Genomic DNA, 24,531 nt, shown 5'->3' with positions numbered 1-24,531 from the left:
AGGTGCTACATATCAATGATAAATGTATGCAAAAATGATGTGATTTTCTATATTTTAATACTTTGTGGCTATTAATTGGAGCTTTTTCAAAATTCAGATGGTGTTTTTTAAAACGGAATTAGTTGGGGAATACATAAGATATAAAATTGGGGTACAGCACTATATAGCTGATAATTAAGGCTGATTTTGGAGCAGATTGGGGTCAAAATGGGGTAAAAATAAGACATAAATTGGGGTTAAAAAATCGTTCTTAAAATTTAAAAAAATATTACTATGTGAAACAGATAGGGATTGAATTCATTAAAATAAGCTGATGTATGTTGCAATACACCAGCTTATTTTTTTTCCTTTCGGGGTGCGAGATGCCACTTGTCATCGGCTACGTAGATGAAGGGGGGAGAAAACCTCTTTGATATGTACCTTTGACAAGTAAATAGGACAGGCATATCAGACTAACATATTTCGCCATATAGGTGGCAACATCCCCATACGAGCCAGGATAATTCTCGAAGCAATTGCGTGAGTCCAAGATTAGGAGCCGAGGGTGAGTCATGCTGATAGCAACAGATAAAAATGAAATATGTAGTACGCCCTGCTGAAGCATATTTGTAGATGTATGAATTCGAAGCTGTTTTCATGGGAAAACAAGTGCACAGTTTACTCAAATAAAAATAGAGGTGATGTAAATAGTAGTTACCATATAAAGTTGTTTTTCAAATTATCATTCTTGGAAATTTTCCTGTACTCACTCGGTGTGATCCCTGTTCTTTTTTTGAATATCTTCATAAAGCATATCTCATTTCCGTATCCGCAGAGGTCGGATATTTCCTTAACGGTCATATCGGTGGTCGAAAGATAATATTGTCCTGTCTTGATCTTTGCGGATAAAATATCTTCATAGCAGCTTATCCCGAATTTCCGTTTGTATATTGCCTGAAGATATGACGGACTCAGATTCATTTTTTCAGCAAGCTGATATATATTGCTGTAGCTCCCTGCATTGCTGTAAATATCGGTGCGGAGCATTTCAAGAGCGGAAATGCGGCTTTTATCGCTGTCAGGATTTATGCTGCTTTCGGATATTTTCATAAGTATCATCTGCATAAGCATATTTTCGTACTGTTTCCTGTTGGTCGAATCGGCTACATTTTCACGGCATAATATCGTAAGCAGCTCTTCAATTGCAGGAATATCCGCCGAGGTGATAAGCGTGTCAGTTTTTATCCCATTCATAAGCTCGGTATCGTCCGTATCAAAATGGACAAAGTGATTAACATAACTTCCGCACAGAGTTTTGTAATGCTGCATTGTTCCCTTGCTGTATAAAATGAGGCTGTCGGGAGAAACGGTTATTTCTTCACCGTTTTGTATCAGAACAGCGGAGGTCTTGAAGATAACAAGAAGATCATCTCCCGAACCATCCGGTCTGCATATTTCAAAATTCCCTTTGTGTCTTACGTTCTGACAGACTGTGTTTATATTTATCATATCATCACCTCAAAGTACGAATGGTTAGTATAATAACATTATAAGTCATTGCAATACCAAAGTCAAAGACTTACACTGATAATATAATAATTCAGTATGCAGCGGAGGTATAATATGAAAAAAATATCAATAGTAATAAATGCAGACGACAGGCTCGGACATATCTCTCCCGAGATATACGGACATTTTTCTGAGCATCTCGGAAGATGTATCTACAACGGTATATATGTGGGTGAAAATTCACCTATTCCGAATACAGACGGAATAAGGAATGATATCATCGAGGCGTTCAGAAATATAAAAGCTCCCGTTTTCCGCTGGCCCGGCGGCTGCTTTGCGGAAGAATATCACTGGCAGGACGGTATCGGTGAAAAAGCCTTGCGCCGAAAGATCGTGAACACGAACTGGGGCGGAGTTACGGAGGATAATTCTTTCGGTACACACGAATTTATGCGCTTCTGTGAGCTTGTTGGCTGCAAGCCTTATATAAACGTCAATGTTGGCAGCGGCAGTGTTCGTGAAATGTCCGAATGGATAGAATATATGACCTCAGATGCGGAATCGCCTCTCACAGAGCAGAGAAAGAAGAACGGCAGAGCCGAGCCGTGGAAACTCGAATACCTCGGTGTCGGCAATGAAAACTGGGGCTGCGGAGGAAATATGCGTCCCGAATATTACGCCGACGTTTATAAAAGGTATCAGACGTTTTGCCACAATTATTCGGGAAACAGACTTTACAGAATAGCCTGCGGTCCAAGCTCTGCCGACTATAACTGGACAGAAGTCATGATGAAAAATCTTGACAGCAATAATGTTGATGCTATCGACCTGCATTATTATACGATGCCCGTATGGCCCGAAATGGAATCAGCCACCGATTTTGACGATGAGCTTTATTATAAAACTATCGCTGCAGCGAACTTTTCCGATGAGCTTATCACAAGACATTCGGAGATAATGAATCGCTATGATCCCGAAAAGAAAATAGGACTTGTAATAGGCGAGTGGGGCTGTTGGCATAAGGTAGAAGAGGGTACGAACCCGGGATTTTTATATCAGCAGAATACTATGCGTGATGCTATCGTTGCTGCAATAGAGCTGAATGTTTTTAACAGACACAGCGACCGTGTTGTAATGGCAAACCTTGCACAGGCGGTGAATGTTCTCCAATCGGTCATTCTTACAGAGGACGATAAGATGATAAAAACGCCTACATATCACGTTTTCGACCTTTTTAAAACACACCAAAACAACGAGGCAGTTTACTGCTATACGCAGAACGAAAATATGTCGGAAGGCAAAAATGCTCCGATGATCTCGGTTTCCGCATCGGTGAACGAAAAGAGTATGACCGTTACCGCCGCAAACTGTTCGCTTACGGAAGAGGCTGCTGTTGAATGCAGCATTTTCGGATTTAAAGCATCATCGGTTTCGTGCAGGATACTTACAAACGAGGCGCACAGCTATAACGACTTCGACTGTCCCGACAGGGTGAGCATTACCGAGCATACGGCAGTCATCAAGGATAATGTTTTAAAGCTGAATATTCCGCCTTGTGCTGTTGTGGAATGTGTTGTTGACTAAATATTGGGGCATATTCACAGTGCATTTCGTCTTTATAATAAAAATATAAGCATAAGAGCTGCGTTTCATTAAAGAAGCGCAGCTCTTTGTTTTAGGAGTAGGAGTGGGGACGTTCCTTTTGTAACGAGGAGTGTCCCCGTGTCACGATTAAGACAGGTGACACTCCTTGTGACAGATGGACACTCTTCAAGACAGAAGGAACGTCCCAAAAGTGCGCGGTGGGAGAATTTCCGTACATGGCTTATGATAATCTGTGTTCAGAAGCAGGGAAATGAAATCAGTTAAGTGATAAATTACCAAATCTGAAAGGAGACATAAGTTATGAGTAAGAAATATTTTACGATTGCAGGATGTAATCACTACTATGGAAATGAGTATATGAAAAAGGGCATGAAGGTGAAACTTGTTAAGGAACCTGATAATGAATATGATCAGGAAGCAATACAGGTGAAAATCAAAGGCCTCGGCAAGGTTGGTTATGTGGCAAACAGTTCATATACAGTCAAGGGAAAATCAATGAGTGCCGGAAGACTGTATGATAAGATAGGCAAAAAGGCTAAGGCGAAGATAGTATTTATACTTGATGACAGTGCGATATGCGAAGTGACGGATGATGGACTAGCTGGTAAATAAAAAGATACCTGGATGGCTATTATAAAAGAGAGAGGTGGATTGTATGAAGAACAATTCAGTTGGCGGAAAGATCTTAATTGTTGTGATTATAATAGGTATCTTGTATATCATCGGCAGTTCAGTGGATGCAAGCAAATCAAAGTGCGTTAAATCAGGATGCAATAATGAGCGGTCATCAGGAAGTGCTTACTGTATTTTACATAAACCATATGAAAACTCATCGTATAAGAATTCATATAGCAGCACCACAAGAGCTACGACAGAAAGTACGACTGAAGTTACGACAAAGACAACTGAGAGAGCAACTACCAGTGCTACTACAAGGGAAGAACCGACTACCAGAGCTTGGAAGGATAACAATTCATATAAAAATAATACATCTGGCAATCTATACAAGTCATACGATGATGGATATGATGACGTGTACATGGAGGGGGATTATGATGATGACAGATATAACAGAGATTCGGATTACGCTGATGGTGTGGACGATGCTATAGAGGATGATTATGAAGAGGGAGATGGAGATTGGTAGTATATTTTATGTTGTATTTCAGAGTAAAATAAATAATTGCAGTTTAAAAATATAAGAAAACACTTTATAGATTTGGCTGAATTAAAAAATAAGTTTATATTATATAATAGAATATGGTCAGTTGTTAGTATAGGGGACGTTCCTTTTGTAACGAGGAGTGTCCCCGTGTCACGATTAAGATATTGGATGATCTCCTATACAGAAAAATGTGTTTTAAGCAAAAGGTGCTACATATCAATGATAAATGTATGCAAAATGATGTGATTTTCTATAATTTAATGACTTTGTGGCGATTAATTGGTGTTTTTTCAAAATGAAGATGGTGGTTTTAAAACGGAATTAGTTGGAAAATACATAAGATATAAAATTGGGGAACAGCACTATATAGTTGATAATTTAGGCTGATTTCGGAGCGAATTGGGGGCAAATGGGGTCAAAAAATCGTTCTTAAAATTTAAAAATTTAAAAAAATATTACTATGTGAAACAGATTGGGATTGAATTCATTAAAATAAGCTGATGTATGTTGCAATACACCGGCTTATTTTTTTGCTTTCGGGGTGCGAGATGCCACTTGTCATCGGCTACGTAGATGAAGGAGTGAGAAAACCTCTTTGATACGTACCATTGACAAGTAAATAGGACAGGCATGAAGAATAAAGCTACGGAGATAGTGAATGAAATAAAAAGCAGAGGCAAAGAGGTCTTAAGTAAGGTTACAGAGTTTTGGGGAGTGAAGCAAAAACTTGAAAATATCCGGGACAAGATTAGAGGTGGTATTTCAGAGACAAATGAGACTTTGGCAAGAATCGAGGGATTTGCGGAGGGCATGACAGCTTCTAACGATATGTTTGTAAATAGCTTCCGGATGCTTATGGGAAAAGAACGGAAGAACTATAAAGACAATATGTTTGTCAAAATTGATTCATCTGTACTGAAAGGTCCATGGAAGTGGCAGAAGAAAGTATATCAGAGTCTTGAACACCATATAGACGTGGCTATTGATAAGTTGCGTCCCCTTTTTGCGTAGTAAGAATGCAGGTAATGAATGTACTGAAAAACGGACATGACATTTTGTAGTATGTAGATATCTAGAAAGTAAAAATTCAGACGAAGATAGAGGAGGAACAGACATGACAGATAATGTAAAAAAAGAATTGGAACTTCATGTAAGAGAACTACAGCATTCTATAGATAATATAGTTCCCTACGCAGATACTACGGAAGATGTTGTTAAGATGAATTTTGAATCAATTAGATTGTTAGTTGATTATTGTGAAGGATTATCTTTAGAGGGTGAACCGGCAATGACAAGATGGAGAAGAGAGAAATTTAAAGAAAAATAGATTAAAACCTGCAACATATGATAGGTAGACGGCAAGGGGAATGGCATTTCACTAATATTTCAGACATATGGTGTGATGGTGATTGGAATTTGGAAAAATAGGAGGTGGCTGTTATGCATATTTTAGCATGTTTGCTGTTATTCGTATTTGGCTCTATTGCGGCGGCTTGCAAGGGAGACTTTTCAGGCCTTGAGGCATTAGGAAAAGGAATAGGTTTTCTTGTGCTCTTATTTGTTATGTTATGGCTTTTTACGCAGCCAGTCCTGCTTGTTATAGTAATTATTATTCTTGTGGTAGTAGTTTTTATATGTAATTCATAGCAATAGGAGAATCAGATGATATTATATGCCGAAAAATATGGAAATTGCATGATTATTGTAGCCATAATTCCGTGATGGTGAGAAGTAATGAGTATATTTTGTCGCCTGGGACGTGACAAATTATTTCTTTACACCATGTATAATAATAGAAAAGGTGCGAAAGGTGGTGTTATATATGCCGAGTAAGGAGTTACTTGAGGATGTAGGAAAGTACATAGATAAGTACTATCGCCCTGAGATGGACGATATAAAAATGGATAAAGAAATGAGATCTATTTTTGATAAGATTTCATTATTCAGAGAAAAAAGAAAACAGCTCAAAAATAAAGAAAATACTGAGAACCAAATTGAGATTGATGAATCAATGGCAGAGGAATTTGATGAGTCTACGATGGATAAAGTAAAGTTCACAAAATCCATGTCTTCAACAATTGCAACTAATAGAAATATTGATGATTTGATGAATCATATGGAGGAGACTTTTTCGCAGAGACTGCTTAGAATGATTGATGAAAGAGATCTAACAGATTCACAAGTTTACACAAAAGCAGGTGTAGATAGAAGACATTTTTCAAAGATAAGGAATGATATCTATTATACACCAAGTAAAAAGGTTGCCTTGGCATTTTCTATTGCACTGGAATTATCACTTGATGAAACAAAGGATCTTCTTGGTAGTGCAGGGTTTGCTCTGTCAAGAAGTTCAAAAACGGATATTATAGTGGCTTATTTCTTAGAAAACAAAATATATGATATGTTTGAAATAAATGACGTATTAGATGCATATGGAGAAGCTGTTTTTAAATTGTGAAATAATGATTTGTCGCCTATTATGCGACCAGCTCTGTTAGTTTCGCAGATATAATGTGATTACAATAAACCGAAGGAGGTAAATCACATGAATGCGGAATTAACAGAGCTGGTTTTTATTTTGGACAGAAGTGGTTCAATGGGTGGACTGGAGATCGACACAATCAGCGGATTTAACGGGATGATAGAGAGGCAGAAAAAAGAAGGAGAAAAAGTTAATGTGACTACAATCCTTTTTGATGATGAGGTGGAAATCATTCATGATCGTTTTCCAATTGATGCAGTTCAGCCGTTGACGGATAAAGAGTATTATGTCCGGGGGTGTACAGCATTGCTTGATGCAGTAGGACAGGCAATTAACAAAATTGACAATGTGCAGAAACATTTGCCGGAGAAACATCGTGCCGGAAAAGTATTGTTTGTAATTACCACAGATGGATTAGAAAATTCCAGCACAGAGTTCAATTACAATGATATTAAGCGAATGATTGAAGCAAAGAAAGAGTGCGGATGGGAGTTCTTATTCCTCGGAGCTAATATTGATGCCGGCAAAGAAGCAGAAAAAATCGGAATTGAAAGAAACAGGTCTGTAACATATGAGAATGATCATGATGGAGTAGCACTCAATTACGAGGCTGTTGGCAGAGCAGTGAGAGGCGTTACAAAAAGCAGAACATGTAGTGTAGAACTTGATGATACCTGGGCAGATGATATCGCAGAATATCATGAGAAGTCAGAAAAAAGGTAGGTGATATTCATGGTAGATACAAGAGAAATGAAAAAGATACTTCGTAATAACGGATATGAATATCAAAGATGCAAAGGCTCACATTTTATGTATTCAAACGGTATTTATACGGTTGCAGTTAATAAAGATCTAAATGCAATGGTAGCAAAAAGAATAATTAAGCAGTACCACCTGCAGGTATCAGGTGTGTAAGAAGGGAGAACAATTTTATGGCAATGATTGTATGTCCGCATTGTGGAGAACAGGTATCAGAAAAAGCAAAGAAGTGTGTGCATTGCGGTGCAATATTGATACCAGAAGAGAAGAAGCATTGCATGGAATGCGGTGCTGAACTCGAAGAGGGGGTGACAGAGTGTCCGAATTGTGGCTGCCCGGTAGATGATACACTAGGGCAGGAAGCAGATGAAAAGCCGCAAAAGGTAGAGGTAACAGGGGTAAAAGTGACTAAGAAGCTCAAGACTGTCATTGGAATTATAGTAGCATTAATGATAATAGGCAGTGTAACAGCAGTTGCGATAACAGAGTATCAGAAGAAAAAAGAAGCAAAGGAATATGCGCAAAGAGTTGAAGAATACTCAGATAATCTAGAACTTGCAACTTTTACCATGTTGTCTGGTGCAGGCGATGCAGAATCAAGTGCAAACTTGATTAAACAGGTCTGGTATAACGCCATTTATGAGAAACAGGATGATGAAACAGATAAGTATACCAAACCGGATGGATATTTTGTATCTGATTTTAATGATGCATTAGGAAATTTGTATTCGGATGAAAGTTTCAGCAGGAAGATAAGTAGTATAAAGGACAATCAAGATACCGTAGGCGGATTGATGAAGGAACTAAAAAATCCACCTGACGAATATAAGGAGGCATATGATGCACTTTCTGTGTTTTATGAAGCATACATATCGCTCACGAATTGTGCTATAGATCCATCTGGCAGCTTACAGACGTATTCAAGCTCTTTCAATGATGCTGATACGAATACACTTAATGCTTATAAATCAATGGAGTTGTATCTTGATGACTGATTTAATTATCCCCTAGGATGACAGCAGGGGATGTGTGGATAAAAGAGTTCTATGGAGACTAGCGGATCAAAACAGTTTAGTGACTAAACATTGTGTAAGGGTTAGTTACTAAACTGTTCTAGTTCTCAATGACAAATATGATATTAATCCAGCGTGGGTTTTCGTATTTTTAAAGTTTCTATACTGTGCTTTCTGATTTCTTCTGGAACTTTGTGAACAATTGCTTTCTCGGGCATTTCTACCACCTCTTTTTCAGATTTCGTATCTCGATAATTATATAATAATACGACATTCCATAAAAATAAACATGAATAAAGTTCGCAAGAAATTGCGATGTATTTGTTGTGGAATTCTACAAATTATAATATAATTTTACCATGGGTTTTAAACCATGTTTAGCATGAAGATATTATATATATCCGCGAGGTGTGAGATGAAAGTTAGTTATAACAAGTTATGGAAGTTATTGGTAGACAGAAAAATGAGCAAAGCTGATCTTCGCAAGGCTATAGAGATAGCTCCAAATACTTTGACGAAAATGCGTAAGGATGAGGAAGTATCCATGAGTGTACTCCTTAAGATAGCTACATACTTAGATTGTGATATTAGTGATATATGTGAGTTTGTAAAAGAGAATAAAGAATAATTGGCTGGGAGAACAAAATGGCAGATGTAGTATATAGTGCAGGACTTACATCAAAATTATTCTGGTTACAGGAGTCAAGGAAGACCGCAGGATATATTTTGAATGGATATAGCAAATCAGATATAAAAAAAATTGCGTGGCAGGAAAATATTTACCAAGTGAAGGCTGAATATAGAGCGTATGAGGTATTAAATGGTACATATAGACGAGTTGCAGCTTTACCTGAAGCGGTATTACAGATATTTATAACTTGTGATGTAGAGACAGCAAAGATTATAAATTTAATTGCGATATTATTGGATAGCAGATTATTTTTTGACTTCCTTCATGAAGTATATGATGAAAAGATTCGATTGGGAGAGAAAGAAATTACAGACCGGGATCTGAATGTATTCTTTTCAGATAAAGCGTTGCAGAGTGATGTGGTGGCTGGATGGACGGATATAGCAGTACGGAAACTGAAACAGTGCTTTACTAGAATGATGTTTGAGGCGGGATTGCTTGAAAGTAGTGCAAAACCAAGAACAATCAAGCCAATTCACATTGACTATCGTACAGAGGAATTGCTGACTGCAAATGGACTGGGAGAATACATGAAAGCTGTGAAAGGAGTCTGAGCATGGCAAAGTTAAGTTTGGATGATAGACTGAATCAGATAGAAGACAAAATATCAGAGAAGTCGTTTAGAGAGAATAAAGGACTTGGAAATGAAGTCGGATATTATATATTCGATTATGATCCAAGAGAGGAGTTGTATGTGAGAAATCATATAACATACCTTAAGGATAGAATAAACAACGGGAACAAGGATTTCAGAATAGTTGAGTTTGACCTGTTTCATCTGATGATTCAGATATTGCAGGAAGAAGGGTATCTGGAAGCATTCTTTGATTTGGAAAAGGAGAATGGATTCTTTGATATGGCAGACAGCCTGGTAGAAACTTTGGGACTGGACGAGACAAATGAATTGAATCTTATCGTTTCGAAAATATTGCAGGAAGATTTGACGGATAGTGTGGTATTTCTTACCGGAGTAGGCAAGTGCCATCCGATAATCGCAAGCCACAACATCTTGAATAACCTGCATCAGGTGCTTGACACTGTTCCAGTTGTGCTCTTCTATCCAGGAGAGTACAGTGGGCAAGATCTAAAATTATTTGGAACTATGGACTCACGCAATTATTACAGAGCATTTCGTTTAGTGTAGGGGAGGAAAACAATGCAGATAAAGAATATGTTTGAAAAGCAGATTGACCGTGACATCAAAGGAGTTATTAAAGTAGGTCAGTCGGATGAAGAGAATGTATATCAGGAGTTAGATGAATATGTAGTGACTAAGGAGCTTCTGAAGCATTTCAGGGATTTCTTCAACAATTATGAAAAGGGTGTAGATGGATATACAGATAAGATGGGTGTCTGGATTTCCGGATTCTTTGGAAGTGGTAAATCTCACTTCCTAAAAATACTGTCTTATTTATTAAAAAACAGCACAGTAGAAGGTAAAAGAGCCATTGAGTATTTTACAGATGGTAAAAAAATAGAAGATCCGATGCTTATTGCAGAGATGACAAAGGCTGGAACAATTGAGTCAGATGTCATGCTTTTCAATATTGATTCAAAGGGTTCTGCAAAGGTAGGCTCCGGCAAGGAGGCTATCGTTGAAGTGTTTATGAAGGTGTTCAATGAGATGCAGGGATATTGTGGTTCCATTCCTTATCTTGCAGAATTTGAACGTCAGTTGGATAATGAGGGCAGATTTGAAGAGTTCAAAGAGAATTTCGAGGCAAATGCAGGTGCACCTTGGGAGAAAAAGAGACAGGCATTTGCAGTTATTCAGGATAAAGTAGTAAAGACATTAGTCGAGATGAATTTCATGAGTGAGGAGGCAGCCCGTAACTGGTGCAAGAATGCAAAGGGTAACTATGACCTCAGTATCGAGAAGTTTGTATCACTTGTGCAGGAGTATTGTGCGAAGAAAGGACCGAATCATCATATTATCTTCTTAGTTGATGAAATCGGTCAGTATATTGCAGATGATACACAGCTTATGCTCAATCTCCAGACAATTGTGGAAGACCTTGGAACAGCCTGCAAAGGTAAGGCATGGGTTATCGTAACGAGCCAGGAGGATATTGATTCTATTACAAAGACAAAGGGAAATGACTTCTCTAAGATTCAGGGACGTTTTGATACGAGACTTTCTCTTTCAGCATCCAATGTTGATGAAGTAATCCGTAAGCGTGTGCTTGCAAAAAATGATACAGCAACACAGACGCTTAGACTTCTCTATGAGCAGAAAGAATCCATTATTAAGAATCTTATAACATTTACAGCGGATACAGCAGACAAGAAGCTGTATGCAGATAAGGCGGATTTTGCAGACTGCTATCCGTTCATACCATATCAGTTCAATCTTTTGGGACAGGTACTTACTGCGGTCAGAACACATGGCGCTAGTGGAAAGCATCTGTCTGATCAGTCACGTTCTATGCTTGCACTGTTTCAGGAGTCGGCAATCAGAGTAATGGATAAAGAGGATGGAGTATTGGTTCCGTTTAGCTTCTTCTACGATCCATTGCATAAGTTTATTGATCACCAGCATAGTCAGGTAATATCAGATGCAGAAAATAACAGTAAGCTGGATGAGTTCGATGTAGAGCTTTTGAAGGTTCTCTTTATGATTAAATATGTCAAGGAAATCAAGGCAAATGTAGATAATCTTACTACACTTATGATTTCCAATATTGATGATGACAGGATTGAAGTCCGTTCTAAGATTGAAGAATCATTAAAGAAACTGATTAAAGAGACACTTGTACAGAAGAATGGTGAAATATACATTTTCCTGACAAATGAAGAGCAGGAAATCAATAATGCCATCAACAATGAGTCAGTAGAGATGGGAGAAATCATCGGAGAGGCTTCTACAGTTATCTTTGAGGAAATCTATACAGAGAAGAAATACCGTTACAGCAGCCGTTACTTATTCCCATTCAACCAGAAGGTGGATGATCGATTCTTCAAGGGCAATCAGTCTAACGATATCGGAGTGACAGTTATCACACCTTATGGCGGAGATTATGCAGACTCTGCACTTCGTCTGCTCTCAGCACAGGAAAACAGTGTGATTGTGAAGCTGCCAAATGACAGTACATTCCTTGATGAGATTACGGAATCCATCAAGATATATAAATTCCTTAATAAAAATGCGTCCGGAGCCAGAGGCAGCTTTGACAGTATTCGCAGGGCGAAAGAAGATGAGCGTATTGAGAAGAAGGATAGAATCAGAATATTTATTGAGGATGCATTAAAAAATGCTGACATCTATGTAAATGGCGATAAGGCAACCATTTCAGCTAAGGAGCCGGCAACAAGAATCAATGAAGCACTCGGTAAGCTCGTAGCAATGAAATACAATAAGCTTACCTATATGGAGACAGCACCGGAGCTTTCAGATATTAGTGCTATCTTTAAGCATAGCGATGGTCAGATGAGTTTCCTTGGCACAAGTGATACCACACCAAATAAGCTTGCGTTAGAGGAAGTGGTACAGGTAATTGGATTAAACAATGTCAGACATATGAAGACATCCCTCAAGTCATTACAGGATAAGTTTGGTGCAGCACCTTATGGATTTGATCCAAAGGATGTGCAGTGGCTTGTTGCAATGCTGTTCAAGCTGGGAAGAGTGTCTCTTACTCTTAACAGTCAGAGCCTGTCATTACTTTCAACGAATTCGGATGAACTGGTCAGATATATTACAAAGCGAGAGTATGTAGAGAAACTCTTGATAGACATCAGAGAAAGAGCAACTGACGGACAGATTCGCTCCGCAAAAGAAGTTATGAAGGATTACTTCGGATTTACTGTATCCAGTGATGATGATGACAAAATCATGAGCAGCTTCAAGAGCAGAGCAAAGGATAAAGTTGAAGTTTACGATGACATCCTTGTAGAGTACAGAATCAATCCAAAATATCCTTGTAAGCGACTGATGGAAGAGGCTAGAAAGAGACTTGCTGAAATCCTTGATATCAATGAGCCTACAGAGTTCTTCAAGACAGTAGATAAGAAGAGAGATGACCTGCTTGACGATGCAGAAGATACTGCACCTGTATTTGATTTCTTTAAGGGAGATCAGAAAAAGATTTTTGAAGAGGCAGTGAAGAACCTTGCATATTTTGGCAACAGTAAGACTTATGTAAGTGATCAGGAGCTGTTAAAAGTAGTTGAAGAGATAGAGACTATCGTAAAGGACAGCAAGCCTTTTGGTAAGATTCAGAGATTACCGGAATTAAATAAGAGATTTGAAGAGCTTCATATGGGATTGCTTGAAAAGGAAGCAGCAATCATGGATCCATTAGTACATGATGACTTCCTTAAAGTGAAAGAGGTGTTGGATACTAAGCCTTTTGCAGAAGTACTCCGTCCTCGTATCAATCAGAGATTTGATGAGATCTGGGAGAAACTCAGAACATCCAGTGATATTGCTGCAATTAAGAATATCAAGCTGGAAAGTGACACTTTAAAAATCAAGTGTCTGGATGAGATAGATGAATATGAGAGGGCACATCAGCCTGCACCGGAATCACCTGTCGCACCGGTAGTACCAGGTAAAGAGCCGATTGATCCTACACCGGTACAGACTAAAGTAAAGACCAAGAGACGTAAGAATGTTTCCATCAGTAATGTAGCAGGGGCTAGAACATATTCGATAGAGTCAGAGCAGGATATTGATAAGTTTCTTGCTGAGATGAAGCAGAAACTGATGAATGAACTGGAAGAAGACACAATAATTACATTGAGCTGATAAGCTTGATTGGAGGATATAGCACATGAACAAAAATGCAATTAAGAAATTTGCAATAGATGCAAGAAATAAGCTGATAGCATCCGTTACGGATAAAGCCGGTATGCTTGGAATTACACCGGATAATTGCAGTGAAGCAATCACAAAAGGTGCAGATTTTGAGGTATACAAGACAGCGGCAGGAACAGAGGTAACACTTAACAAAAAACAGTGTGAGCAGAGAAGAAAACTTGTAGACCAGATTCATGCAAGAGGCTTTGAAGCGGTAGTGGAAGAAGTGGCATATACATGGTTTAACAGAATCTGTGCTATCCGTTTTATGGAAGTAAACGACTATATGTATCCTGTAAGAGTTCGTGTGCTTTCTTCTGAAAAAGAAGGAAAGAATGAGCCGGATGTGGTAACTATGGCTCCGGATATTGACTGGGAGTTCACTGATAAAGAGAGAGAAGAAATCATTGATGCCAAAATGAATAACAGGCTTGATGACTTATTCAAGATGCTCTTTATCAAGCAGTGTAATCTGCTTCATGAAGTGTTACCAGGCCTTTTTGAAGAGACAGAAGATTATACAGAAATGTTGCTTAACATCTCATTTACAAATGAGGATGATGTAATTCGTATGCTGATAGATGATAAGAGGGGAATTCCAGAAGAAGATTTTAACGTAAATACGATTGGAGAAGATGGACAGCCTACCGGACAGGTGGAGATTATAGGGTGGCTATATCAGTATTACAATACAGAATTAAAAGATGATACTTTTGCAAAATTGAAAAAGAATGTAAAAATCACAAAAGAGAGAATACCTGCAGCAACACAGCTTTTCACTCCGGACTGGATTGTTCGTTATATGGTTGAAAACTCTGTAGGTAGAATCTGGATTGAACATTTGCGAGCAGTTGATCCAAGTACAGATGAAAAGGCAACAGCTGAGAAATTTGGATGGAAATATTATCTTCCAGAAGCAGAGCAGGAAGAGGCTGTTAATGTAAAATTGGCAGAAATCCGTACTACATATAAAGACCTGAAACCAACAGACATTACCTGTATTGATCCATGCATGGGAAGTGGACATATCTTGATTGCGATGTTTGATGTGCTAATGGATATCTATGAAAGTGCCGGATATGATAAGAGAGAAGCGGCATTTGATATTGTAGAGAATAATATCCATGGACTGGATATCGACCAGCGAGCATATCAGTTGGCATACTTCGCAGTTATGATGAAGGGACGTGGATACAATAGAAGATTCCTGCGAGGAAGAGATGGAAAGCCAGAACCGAAAGTCTATGCGATTGTAGAGAGTAATGAAATTAATCGGAATCATCTGCAGTTCTTCGGAACACATTTAAGTGAGATGGAACGGAATCTGGCAACCATGCAGATTGAAGGATTGCTGGATACATTTAAAAATGCCAGAGAATATGGATCTATTTTAAACGTAGATGTATGTGATTGGGAGGTGCTGGAAAGATTTGTAGATGATTTAAGTACAACGGGACAGATTTCATTTGAGAGTGTAGGAAGCGAAGAAACACAGAAAAATTTGCAAAAATTAGTAAGAGTAGCACGAAATTTGGAACAGAAATATGATGCAGTAGTGACGAATCCACCGTATATGGGAAATAGTAGCATGAGTGCCAAACTATTAGAATTCATAAAGAAATGCTATCCAGACAGTAAAAGTGATATGTTTGCAGTTTTTATTGAAAGTTGTCGGACAATGACAAAGCATTTTGGGTATCAGGCTATGATTACACAGCACGCATGGATGTCGTTAGCCAGTTACGAAAAATTAAGATATAAACTACATGATATGAGCATTGTTAATATGGCACATCTTGGGGCAAGAGCCTTCGAAGAAGTAAGTGGAGAAATGGTTCAAACTACGAGCTTTGTATTTCATAATGTGAAAATTGAAAAACGTGAGGGTGTATATTATCGATTGGTTGACCAAGCTACTGCTGCAGAAAAAGAAAGAGCATTTTTGTCAGGAGAATATTGTTATAATGCTAGACAAGATAGCTTTGAACGAATACCAGGTGCACCTGTTTCAGCGTATGTGGCTGGAGACACTTTGGCTATGCTATATGAAAAAGGGAAAATAATTGATGATGTTGGAAAAGTAAAAATTGGTATGGGAACAGGAAATAATGATTTATTTCTTAAATTATGGTGGGAGGTAAATAATCTTACCATAGATTATACGATGAAAGATGCATCATTGATAACTGTTGGAAGCAAGAAGTACTATCCGTATAGCAAGGGTGGGGAACGAAAAAGATGGTATGGAAATCAAGAATATGTTGTATGGTACGATGAAGCCGGACAAAATCAGATGAAACAGACATCTGGACATCGTGAAAATGGAGGTTATGATTATTATTTTCACAAAGGAATGACTTGGACATATAGTACAATGGCTGCTTTTGGCGCTCGCGTTATGCCAGAAGGTTTTGTATTTGATGTAAATGGATCCTCCCTTTTCTTGCCAGAAAAGTATTATAATTATGTATTGTGCTTTTTGCAGTCATGCGTGGGAAGATTTATTATTGATTCAACAAAATCTGCTTTTAGTATTCAAGCTGGGACTATAAGAAATTTGCCAATTATTGGAGAAACAAATGATGAAATAGAAGACTTGGCAAAGAAATGTATAAGAATATCTCGTGAAGATTGGGATTCATTTGAAACATCATGGGATTTTAAGAAACATCCTTTTGTAACGGGTAATTTTGTGACCATAAAGGAAGCCTATGAAAAATGGCAGTTAATAACGGATGAGAGAATTGATAGACTTAATAAAAAAGAAAGAAGAATAAATGAGATTTTTATTGATAAATATGAACTTACAAATGAACTTTCACCAGATGTCAATATTGAAGATGGTACATTACATGTGCCAGATTTGAATAGAGAAGTTCGTTCGTTTATTTCCTATTCTGTTGGATGTATGTTTGGACGATACACTCCAGATAAAGAAAGAGTTGTTTATGCAGGTGACGAATGGGATAGTAGCAGATATAAATTGTTCTTACCAGATGAAGATAACTGTATACCCATTACAGACGAGGAATATTTTTCTGACGATATAGTAACTCGTTTTGTAGAATTTGTTAAAACAGTTTATGGTACAGACACATTAGAAGAAAATCTTGATTTTATTGCAAATGTATTAGGTAATAAAGGTGATACATCCAGAGAAGTCATTCGTAACTATTTTTTGAAAGATTTTTATGCAGACCATTTGAAAGTATATCAGAAGCGTCCTATTTACTGGATGTTCGACAGTGGAAAGCAGAATGGATTTAAGGCACTTATTTACATGCATCGATACGATGCAGACACAGTTGGCAGAGTAAGAACAGATTATCTTCATAAGGCACAGAAGTATGTAGAAACTGCAATGCAGAGTGCGCAGTATACGATTGACAATGCGACATCTGCATCAGAAAAATCAAAAGCCACAAAGGCAGTAACAAAGTACACTAAACAGCTTGCGGAGATGAAGATATATGATGAAGCCATTGCACATGTAGCTAATCAGAGAATTGAGATTGACTTGGATGATGGTGTAAAGGTAAATTATGCGAAGTTCCAAGGTGTGGAAGTAGCACAGGAAGGCAAGAAATCATTAAAGATTGATCTTTTAGCAAAAATATAATGTAAAATCTTCTTGGTTAATTGATATATGAATTATTGGCTGAAAGAGCCTAAGAAGTCATTGCATTAAGTCAGATAGATTGTCTGTACAATTAGGAAGGAAGCATGGAATATGTTGCAAATTATATCTGGGAAATTTTTTGAAGATGGGGAAATAGTACATAACGAATGTAATGGAATTTTATATTCTAATGTTGCCTTTCATTCCATGCACCCTATAGAATACGAAAATATAAAAATAAATACAGTGGATTGGCATCCTGGATATCCTTGTTATGTTATTTCATATGATAACTGTATTGAACACACTCCTAAAACAAGTATACTTGTAAAAATTGGGGATAATGTTGTAATTGAACAGTTAAAATATATTTTATCATTTTCATTAAATGCAATATTTGATGAAAGTGAGTCAGTGATAGAGAATCTTTGCAGAAGAGGAAATGCTCATGACAATTATATATCCTCTTATGTGACAGAAACATTTGATAAGGAGCGAAACTTTACTGGAGAAGATTGGAAATATAGCATTCAATTTTATAAAAAAATGATGCATTTGGCTCGTGACGAATATAAGATAGTCATGAGATGTTTAGCTGCATATCATGCTTCATTTAGTGTGTTTAGTAAGGATATATCACTGTCATATAGCATTCTTGTTTATGCTTTAGAGACTTTGTCAGAAAACTTTGATGAGTATACCACTTCTTGGAGCGACTATGATCAGAACACTAGGAAAAAATTGGAGGCTTTATTAGATAAAGTTGAAGATAATGTTGCAGAAGAAATAAGAAATATTTTAGTTTCTAATGAACACTTGAAATTATCAAGGAGATTTGCTCAATTTATTTTGAAGTATTTAGATGATGATTATTATAAAGCAATAGATAAACGTCAAGGTTCAGAAGAAGAAGTTAAACAGGCAGTCGTAAAAACTTATATATTTAGATCCAAATATGCACATGAATTAAAACCGATAATGAAGCAATTAATGGATGCTGGAATATCTGCCAATTCAGAAATATTTGAGTTTCAACATGAGGTATTTTTTACATACTCAGGCTTGTTAAGACTTGTCCGTACAGTTATAACGAATTTTGTTAATTCAAGAAATGTTGTGGAAAAGGAAGAATATGCATGGTATGACGATTTGCCGGGCACGATGAGTGTAGAGCTACATCCTAATTTATGGCTAGGTAAAAGCAATGATTTTAATTTTAGAAATATAGATAGGAATCTCGAGGCATTATTATATTGCATAGAAACTGAGCATAAAGTTCCTGAAATGAATGAACTTGTTGAAAATTATATGACTAATATTCTTAGCATAAAGGAGTCAGATCGATGTACAGCATATGTTCTGTCGTGGATATATGTAAACATTGTTCAGGGATTAGACAATAACTTTGCGGATAAAATAAAAAAATTATTAGATAAGCATTCTGAAACAGTAAATAAATGCTGTATCGCAACAATTATAGGCAATAGTTTTGGAATGAATACAGGATGTTTTGATTTAGAAGAAGTAGTAACGGTTATAAATAACTATAATAAGAGTAAATTTAAAAAGAATAGATTGAAAATTCATAGTAGGATAGAAAGCAGAATTTATATTGCAATTGCTCGCAGCTATAAAGATGAAGACAATAATAGCTGTAAATATTGGTATAAAAAGGCATATAGAAATGCTGTTAATGATAAAGAATTGCAGAGTGAAATTTTGAAAGAAATTGAACTGATAAAAATATAGTCAGGAGGTTTGGCGATTGAAGGAAGAGATTCTAAAAGAATTAAATATTAAAGAAGACCATGAACGAGAATGCAAATTAGCAACTGGTGGACTTCCGGAGAGTATATGGGAAACCTACTCTTCCTTTGCTAATACAAATGGTGGCACGATTCTGCTTGGAATAAGGGAACACAGAGATTCTTTTACAGTTGAAGGATTGACAGACAAGCAGATTGTAAAATATCAGAAAGACTTTTGGAGTACATTGAATGACAGGAATAAGGTGTCAAAGAACATCTTACTGAATCATCATGTCAGACCTGTGACTGTCGGAGAAAAGAAAATATTAAGAATTGATGTTCCTGCGGCAGACAGGCACGATAAGCCGGTATACATTGGGACAGATCCGATGAAAGGTACTTATAAAAGAGATTATGAAGGCGACTTTCTTTGTACTGAAGAGGCAGTCCGTGCGATGTTTGCTGACCAGAGAGATGTATCTGGTGATGTGGAAGTGCTGGATGAGTTTGGATTGGAAGTGCTGAATCAGGATACAATAAAAGGTTATAGAATTATTTTTGAACAGCTTCACAGTGGACATCCTTGGAATGCTTTGGAAAATGATGAGTTCCTTATGAAATTAAGGGCAGCAGCAAAGAATAAAAATGGTACATTATCTCCAACGATAGCAGGATTATTATTCTTTGGAGAGGCTTATCATATTACGGAGATTTTTCCGAATTATTTTCTGGATTATCGTGAGGAATGCGATGATAAAGCGGTACGCTGGTTATTCCGGACACATTCAAACGAAGGTGATTGGAGCGGCAATATATATGACTTTTTCTGCAAGGTTCGTACCAGAATGGACGATGATGTAGCAGTTCCATTTGCAAACAGACGAGATGGATATCGTGTAGATAGAGTGGATGTGCATGATGCATTGGAAGAAGCATTGGCAAATGCACTGGCACATGCAAATTATTACGGTAGACGAGGAATTCTTGTTGTTAAAAAGGGTAAGGAACTTAGCATTTCCAATCCAGGTACTATCAGGGTAACAAAAGAGGAATTTTATGCAGGTGGCAATAGTGATCCACGAAATCCGAATATCTTAAAAATGTTTGGGTTTGTAAATGTCGGTGAGCGTGCCGGAAGTGGTGTCGATAAGATTATGACAGCATGGGCAGAACAAAATTGGAAAAAACCGGAATTTGATTTCTCAGAGCGCAGTGACCGGGTAACATTAAAGCTCGAAGTTGGACAAGTGGTATATATTCCAAGTGCTGCTGATATCAGAAATGAAAATATAAATCACGCAATAGCAACTGCTGTGTCAAAAGAAGAAAAAATACTTGAGTATATCAGGCAGAATGGAAGTATTTCTTCTCAAAAAGCTGCTGATATAGGTGGTTATAAGTCAAAGACAGGAGCAAGAAAATTGCTTGATAAGATGATAGAAAAAGGATTGATTACGAAGAGTGGAAATGGACCGGCAACTAAATATGTGATTTAGGAGTTGCATTGCTACTTATCGAACACTTATTGAACACTATCAGACACTTTTACGGAATATCGGACACAAAGTGTTCGATAAGTGACCGATAGTGACCATTTATCGGACACTTCTTAGCATAGGCTGAATAAAAATATTTGTGCAGACCATCTGCACAAATGGATTAGAAGGTGAAATATGGATTTACAGAACATACAGGATCAATTAAATACAGAATTTGCCAAGTCAGAGACAAGAATTATATTCTGGTTTGATGATAAAGGTGAATACGAGGATGAGGTATCGGAACTGCAGCTTGGTGATGTAAAGCTGCACATTCTTGATGGTACAAACTGGCTCTATTCAAAGTATTTATTAAACGAAGAGGATAAAGAGAGTAAATATCTTGTCTATGCAGCCTTTGCAAAGCCAAGTGATGCAGAGAATCCTCTCGCAGATATGTATTATTACTCAACACCTTATTATACTGACAGAGTATCACAGATGTCACAGGAGATTGGCATTGATAATCGCTTTAAGGAGCATTTATCACAGTATGCTAATTTCTGGAAAAATAAGCATCGTATTGAAAAGTTCAAGGAGCTTGGAATTGACCATTACAATGCACAGACAATTGATATTGGTTTGATTGCTGTACTCACGGATGTAAAGACTCCAAATTTTGAGGAAGTAGTTAAGCAGATGATGCTCGGTGACAATGAGAAGTATTTTAAGGCATTGGATGATAATGGTTTGACTGATAAATTCTGGGAACTTTGTGAAAAATTCTTTGGATATAAATCTGAAAAGCCGAACATAGATGATTTGTCTGCTTGTATGATATTAACATATGCATCATCTACATTAAAGGCTACAGTTCCGGAAGCAATGAGAACTTATATTCTCAAGAAGTGTAATGATGTTGTGGTCTTTATCCGTAATATCATGGACAATGTGAATTATCAGGATGCCTATGACAAACTGGTAGAAAGAATAGATAAGTCATTACGCTTTGTGACAAGAATACAGGATGGATTAAAGAAAGATGTGGAGAAGAAAAAAGACAGTTCTCTCCAGTTGGCGGACGTTTTCGCTTGTGATGCGTTTGCCGGGTTAGATGACATTATTATTGATTGGGCATTGGAGCAGTTAAATGATGAGATTTTAGATGCACAGATTGATGGACTTAATATTGCTCAGGTAGCAGACCAGAGAATGTCTAAGGCATATCATTATAGCGAAAGATACAAGAATGAATATACGACTATCAAGTATGCATATTTGATGATGAAGTCTGTATCACTTATGGAATTTTCAAGTGATATTAAGACATTAGTTGCAAATTATCAGAAAGAGTCTTATTTGATAGATTCATATTATAGATGGTTTTATTATGCATATGATCAGATTGAAGATAACAGTAAATTCTCTGATGTAAGACAGAGAGTAGAGAATATTTATGCGAATACATATTTACAGAAGATAACACCGAAGTGGAATGAGAATTTCACAAATGATGTAATGAATGCTACAGACCTGCCTAAGCAGGAAGATTTCTATAAGCATTATCTTAGAGGATACGATGGAAAACAGAGAGTCATTGTGATTATTTCTGATGCTTTTCGGTATGAGTGTGCAAATGAACTTTTCGGCAGATTGGAATTAGATGAGAAGTGTACACCGAAGATGGAGAGTATGCTTAGCTGCCTGCCTTCTGTTACATCTGTTGGAATGGCAAGTCTGCTTCCACATAAAGAGATGCAGGTGGATGGCAACTTGAATGTGACTGTTGATGGACAGGCATGTGCAAGTATGGAACAGAGAGACAAGATACTGAAATCTTATAATGAAAATAATGTGGCTTTGTCATTTGATGAAGTTGCAAATGCTAATCAGGCTCGAATCAGGGAGTTGATTCAGGGCAAGAATATCGTGTACATCTATCACAATCAGGTGGATGCAAGAGGAGATAAGCTTGCAAGTGAGAATGAGGTATTCAATGCTTGTGCAGAGGCGATAGAAGAGATACATAAGTTGGTTAAGAAACTGACTGGTTATGTATCGGCACCAAAGTTTTTCATAACTGCAGATCATGGCTTCTTATATAAAAGAGACAGATTACAGGAGTTTGACAAGGTAACTTATCCAAAGGATAAATGCCTTTATACAAACAAGAGATTCCTCATTACAGAAGATGCAGTAAATGAGCAGGGAATCATGGCAAGAACAATGGCGTACCTTAATAAACTATATGTAGATACACCGGTTGGAGCAGATATTTTCAAAGTTGCCGGAGGCGGACAGAACTATGTGCATGGTGGTACGTCCATGCAGGAGATGATAGTTCCGGTCATTGAACTTACAACGAATACCAGAGGTGTGGCATACGATTATGTGGATGTTGTCCTTACATCTGTTACCCGTAAGGTGACAAACCTTATCACATACTTTGATTTCATTCAGACAGAGAAAGTCACAGACACCATGAAAGCAAGAAGTATCGTGGCTTACTTTACTACGGAAGATGGAGAAAAAATCTCATTTGATGTGCCTATGATTGCGAATAGCAGGGCAGATGCGCCGGAGAAGAGAACATTCCATGAGAAGTTTACTTTGAAGTCAAGAGAATATAAGTATGGCGATAAGTATTATCTTGTGTTGGCAGATGCTAATGATGAGAAGAATATCTTGCAGCAGTACGAGTTTATGATTGATATTGCGTTTGTTGATGATTTTGGGTTTTAAGATGTGCTGAGGGAGTATTCCTAATGATAAAAAGGGAAAAAGATAATAAAAAAAGTTTTATAAATCGTAGGGTATTTTTCGGATACAGCGAAATTTTAGTAAAACTATCGGTTCTTTTGATTGTGGCATTATATTTCGTAATCAGAGGATCATCATGGCTGTTAATTTCCAATAATAATGTTATTTATAAACTGTTTTACACAGATCCTGTTGGAGATCATACACTTTATAATATAGCAATTAGTTACGTTGCAGCATATATATTTTATTTAATTCAAGTATATTATCCGGAGCGAAAAAAGACATCTATTGCAATAGTTCAAACAAAATTGGATATGCGTAATTGTCTCCATCAATGTGCGATTTTTATTAACGGATGGGAAGCATATACGACCAGAGATCAAGCTAAAGGAGCAATAACTGGAGTAAATATTCAATTATTATACTTTCAAGATGCGGAAGGACATATTGTTCAAATGACTAGAAAGTGTTTAGCAGATACCATTCTAAGAATTCTTGAAGATTATGAAAAAATAAAAGAGAACGTGGATTTTAGAAATGCTGATATGGAATTACAGAAGCTATTTTTAGACATGGATTTTCCGGAACAAGCAAATGAATGGTATCAGGTAATGTTGGGTGCAGAAATATTGTGCAATAACAAAAATTCAACAATTATGGAATCATACTCAGAAGCAAAACTTGCAGAATTTAAATTAAGAATAATGAAATTAGCTATGATTTATCATATTGAAGAATGTATCCCGCTAGAAGAAACCAAAGATGAAAAAAAAATAATGGAATATCATCAGATTATAGCCGAAGGATACCGTATGGTGGATGAAAACCGAGAATATTTTCAAAAGTTACCCCAAGGCTATAATAAACCACTTAGAAGAGAATGAGCTTAACCAATAATATATAATTGATAATTATGGAAAGG

Annotated in this window: 21 protein-coding genes; 20 read left to right on the top strand and 1 reads right to left on the bottom strand. The window is 37.1% G+C overall.

Annotated features, from left to right (window positions below):
- Positions 1-693: 693 nt before the first annotated feature.
- Positions 694-1,488: a helix-turn-helix domain-containing protein gene (locus tag AB5150_RS01985; RefSeq protein ID WP_368291124.1), complete on the bottom strand. Its 795-nt coding sequence runs from the start codon at positions 1,486-1,488 to the stop codon at positions 694-696.
- Positions 1,489-1,602: 114 nt separating this feature from the next.
- Here AB5150_RS01985 and AB5150_RS01980 point away from each other — a divergent pair, with 114 nt between their 5' ends.
- The 20 genes from AB5150_RS01980 to AB5150_RS01885 all read left to right on the top strand — a co-directional run bounded on the left by AB5150_RS01980 (position 1,603) and on the right by AB5150_RS01885 (position 24,493).
- Entirely contained in the window at positions 1,603-3,072 is a 1,470-nt protein-coding gene (locus AB5150_RS01980) for an alpha-N-arabinofuranosidase (RefSeq protein WP_004853264.1), read from the top strand.
- Positions 3,073-3,210: 138 nt separating this feature from the next.
- Positions 3,211-3,357 carry a hypothetical protein gene (locus tag AB5150_RS01975; protein WP_161171743.1) on the top strand — a complete coding sequence of 49 codons (147 nt, stop codon included), beginning with the start codon at positions 3,211-3,213 and terminating at the stop codon, positions 3,355-3,357.
- 36 nt (positions 3,358-3,393) lie between these two features.
- Complete coding sequence (locus AB5150_RS01970) at positions 3,394-3,705, top strand: HIRAN domain-containing protein (RefSeq protein WP_161171744.1); 312 nt, start codon at positions 3,394-3,396, stop codon at positions 3,703-3,705.
- A gap of 43 nt (positions 3,706-3,748) precedes the next feature.
- Positions 3,749-4,240 carry a hypothetical protein gene (locus AB5150_RS01965; protein ID WP_161171745.1) on the top strand — a complete coding sequence of 164 codons (492 nt, stop codon included), beginning with the start codon at positions 3,749-3,751 and terminating at the stop codon, positions 4,238-4,240.
- A 648-nt stretch (positions 4,241-4,888) separates the two neighbouring features.
- Positions 4,889-5,269, top strand: a complete 381-nt coding sequence (locus AB5150_RS01960; RefSeq protein ID WP_368291123.1) for a DUF6674 family protein — start codon at positions 4,889-4,891, stop codon at positions 5,267-5,269.
- A gap of 103 nt (positions 5,270-5,372) precedes the next feature.
- On the top strand, positions 5,373-5,585 hold the full coding sequence (locus tag AB5150_RS01955) for a hypothetical protein (protein ID WP_368291122.1): 213 nt from the start codon (positions 5,373-5,375) through the stop codon (positions 5,583-5,585).
- Between the two features lie 113 nt (positions 5,586-5,698).
- Positions 5,699-5,905, top strand: coding sequence for a hypothetical protein (locus AB5150_RS01950; protein WP_368291121.1), 207 nt, complete (start codon positions 5,699-5,701; stop codon positions 5,903-5,905).
- 175 nt (positions 5,906-6,080) lie between these two features.
- On the top strand, positions 6,081-6,716 hold the full coding sequence (locus AB5150_RS01945; RefSeq protein WP_368291120.1) for a helix-turn-helix domain-containing protein: 636 nt from the start codon (positions 6,081-6,083) through the stop codon (positions 6,714-6,716).
- Between the two features lie 87 nt (positions 6,717-6,803).
- On the top strand, positions 6,804-7,463 hold the full coding sequence (locus AB5150_RS01940) for a VWA domain-containing protein (RefSeq protein WP_368291119.1): 660 nt from the start codon (positions 6,804-6,806) through the stop codon (positions 7,461-7,463).
- Positions 7,464-7,472: 9 nt separating this feature from the next.
- Complete coding sequence (locus AB5150_RS01935; RefSeq protein WP_368291118.1) at positions 7,473-7,655, top strand: type II toxin-antitoxin system HicA family toxin; 183 nt, start codon at positions 7,473-7,475, stop codon at positions 7,653-7,655.
- A 17-nt stretch (positions 7,656-7,672) separates the two neighbouring features.
- Positions 7,673-8,494, top strand: coding sequence for a zinc-ribbon domain-containing protein (locus AB5150_RS01930; protein ID WP_368291117.1), 822 nt, complete (start codon positions 7,673-7,675; stop codon positions 8,492-8,494).
- Between the two features lie 433 nt (positions 8,495-8,927).
- A complete protein-coding gene (locus AB5150_RS01925; protein ID WP_161171748.1) occupies positions 8,928-9,140 on the top strand; it encodes a helix-turn-helix transcriptional regulator in 213 nt (70 codons plus the stop codon).
- A 17-nt stretch (positions 9,141-9,157) separates the two neighbouring features.
- Positions 9,158-9,757 (top strand): DUF1819 family protein, encoded by a 600-nt coding sequence (locus AB5150_RS01920; RefSeq protein ID WP_368291116.1) that lies wholly within the window; start codon positions 9,158-9,160, stop codon positions 9,755-9,757.
- A gap of 2 nt (positions 9,758-9,759) precedes the next feature.
- Complete coding sequence (locus AB5150_RS01915) at positions 9,760-10,347, top strand: DUF1788 domain-containing protein (RefSeq protein ID WP_368291115.1); 588 nt, start codon at positions 9,760-9,762, stop codon at positions 10,345-10,347.
- A gap of 12 nt (positions 10,348-10,359) precedes the next feature.
- Positions 10,360-13,950 (top strand): BREX system P-loop protein BrxC, encoded by a 3,591-nt coding sequence (brxC, locus tag AB5150_RS01910; protein WP_368291114.1) that lies wholly within the window; start codon positions 10,360-10,362, stop codon positions 13,948-13,950.
- Positions 13,951-13,975: 25 nt separating this feature from the next.
- Positions 13,976-17,620 (top strand): BREX-1 system adenine-specific DNA-methyltransferase PglX, encoded by a 3,645-nt coding sequence (gene pglX / locus AB5150_RS01905; protein WP_368291113.1) that lies wholly within the window; start codon positions 13,976-13,978, stop codon positions 17,618-17,620.
- Positions 17,621-17,731: 111 nt separating this feature from the next.
- Positions 17,732-19,369, top strand: coding sequence for a hypothetical protein (locus tag AB5150_RS01900; protein WP_368291112.1), 1,638 nt, complete (start codon positions 17,732-17,734; stop codon positions 19,367-19,369).
- A gap of 16 nt (positions 19,370-19,385) precedes the next feature.
- Positions 19,386-20,864 carry an RNA-binding domain-containing protein gene (locus AB5150_RS01895; RefSeq protein ID WP_368291111.1) on the top strand — a complete coding sequence of 493 codons (1,479 nt, stop codon included), beginning with the start codon at positions 19,386-19,388 and terminating at the stop codon, positions 20,862-20,864.
- A 177-nt stretch (positions 20,865-21,041) separates the two neighbouring features.
- Positions 21,042-23,588: a BREX-1 system phosphatase PglZ type A gene (gene pglZ / locus AB5150_RS01890; protein ID WP_368291110.1), complete on the top strand. Its 2,547-nt coding sequence runs from the start codon at positions 21,042-21,044 to the stop codon at positions 23,586-23,588.
- 23 nt (positions 23,589-23,611) lie between these two features.
- Complete coding sequence (locus AB5150_RS01885; RefSeq protein WP_368291109.1) at positions 23,612-24,493, top strand: hypothetical protein; 882 nt, start codon at positions 23,612-23,614, stop codon at positions 24,491-24,493.
- The last annotated feature ends 38 nt before the right edge of the window (positions 24,494-24,531 follow it).

It is taken from the genome of Coprococcus sp. RTP21281st1_F1_RTP21281_210402, from assembly GCF_040915325.1.
GTDB classification, from domain to species: domain Bacteria; phylum Bacillota; class Clostridia; order Lachnospirales; family Lachnospiraceae; genus Coprococcus; species Coprococcus aceti.
This window is presented reverse-complemented; position numbering and strand designations above follow the sequence as displayed.